We start from the raw sequence: 1405 nt of genomic DNA on the forward strand, positions 1-1405 counted from the left end.
TAAGGCAACGGTGATAAAGGCGTCCATGTACTGATCGTGAATCCTATGCCGAAGAGCATCACAGATAAAGGCAGTGTGAATCTTAACGATGCGAGATGGTCCTCAAGTTTTGCCATCAATACGAATATTAAATAGAGACACAAAGCAACGATACAGATCGGGATGCCATAATAAAGGAGTGTGAACATCCTAATGCATCCCTGTCATAAGATAATAGAGGGTGAATATCACAAAGATCAGACTGATGATGACGGGGATATAGTTCAGGATAAGCTTTGTCCTGAGGTAGCTATGATTCAGCTCCGTCTGATGCATCTCTATTTCAGACTTCATTTCTCTTTTCAGATCCGTTAAGACGTCCCGTCTAAGACTTTCAGCGTTCAAATCCACCACGATCATGTCGTCTATCTTGTCCTGGCTGTGTTGGATGGTCCTCTGAAGTTCGGTCTTGAGTGTTCGATTTTCGTTGATGACCGTGCGCATCTCCTGTTTGAGTGTCTCGTCGTAGCGTTTCATCTCCTGCATCTCTGATACGAGCGTCAAGTACTTGTCGTGCATACTGTTGAATGCGATCTCTGCTTTCTGGTACTTCAACGTTAGCTGTACGACCTGCTGGGAGAGATGTGAATCCTGATTGTCGTTTAAATCGTTCATAAGATTCTCGTTCCTGCTCCAATCCGTATTTGATTCCCTCGGCACCATAATCAACTCCTAAATTTTTTTCACGTATGATACGTTTCTTACCATCCTGGTCGATAAAATCGTATGAAAAACGGGTCATCTGTTGCTTCTGATTGAATCTTTCCCTTATGTTGACACCTAGATCGGTTAGATGCGCCTTAAAGCGCTCTAAATCGAAATGAAGGCTATCCTTTGTTTTTTCGAATGCCTGATCGATACGTGCTCTTAGATCATCTTTCCATACATACTCGCCTTTATCCTTGAGTTTCTGTTCTTTAATCGTGACCGATGTGCCACGTTCCTTATGCTTTTCAATGACAGGGTAACCATGTTCCTTTACAACCGCATCATTGATGCGTTCGACGATCTTCTTTTCCTGATAACAGTGATACTTGTGGCCATCCTCTAGATTTACCGCATTAAACACGATGTGATTATGATAGTTGTGTGTATTGCCATGTGTATAGACGACGGCCTGAAAGCCCCCTCCGAGTTCTGCATTCAGCCGTTCGGCCAGTTCATATCCCATCTGATTGACTTCAAAAGGATCAATATCACGGCCTTTAAAGGACTGTTCAATGAGATGTGCCTGAATGTCCTTACCTTCGTCCTTAGCCTTGTTGAACGCTTTTCTGACGACACCAAACTCATATTCAGCGTTACTCGGATCACAGTTGATCCCAGACATTGCGATACACTTCTTCTCCTGTGTGTCCTTATCCTT

At 43.4% G+C, this 1405-nt stretch carries 2 protein-coding genes and 1 pseudogene; all 3 read right to left on the minus strand.

Annotated features, from left to right (window positions below):
• Window positions 1–188, minus strand: a pseudogene (locus ACZ2V4_RS11635) (hypothetical protein); the annotation flags it as partial.
• 1 nt (window position 189) lies between these two features.
• Window positions 190–384, minus strand: a complete 195-nt coding sequence (locus tag ACZ2V4_RS11640) for a hypothetical protein (protein WP_283727865.1) — start codon at window positions 382–384, stop codon at window positions 190–192.
• Window positions 374–1405 (minus strand): relaxase/mobilization nuclease domain-containing protein (locus ACZ2V4_RS11645; protein WP_490514944.1); only part of this gene is annotated, 1032 nt, incomplete at its 5' end. The genes ACZ2V4_RS11645 and ACZ2V4_RS11640, both read right to left, overlap by 11 nt.

The sequence above is a fragment of the Macrococcus sp. CoH-51_TC_04 genome, assembly GCF_058188655.1.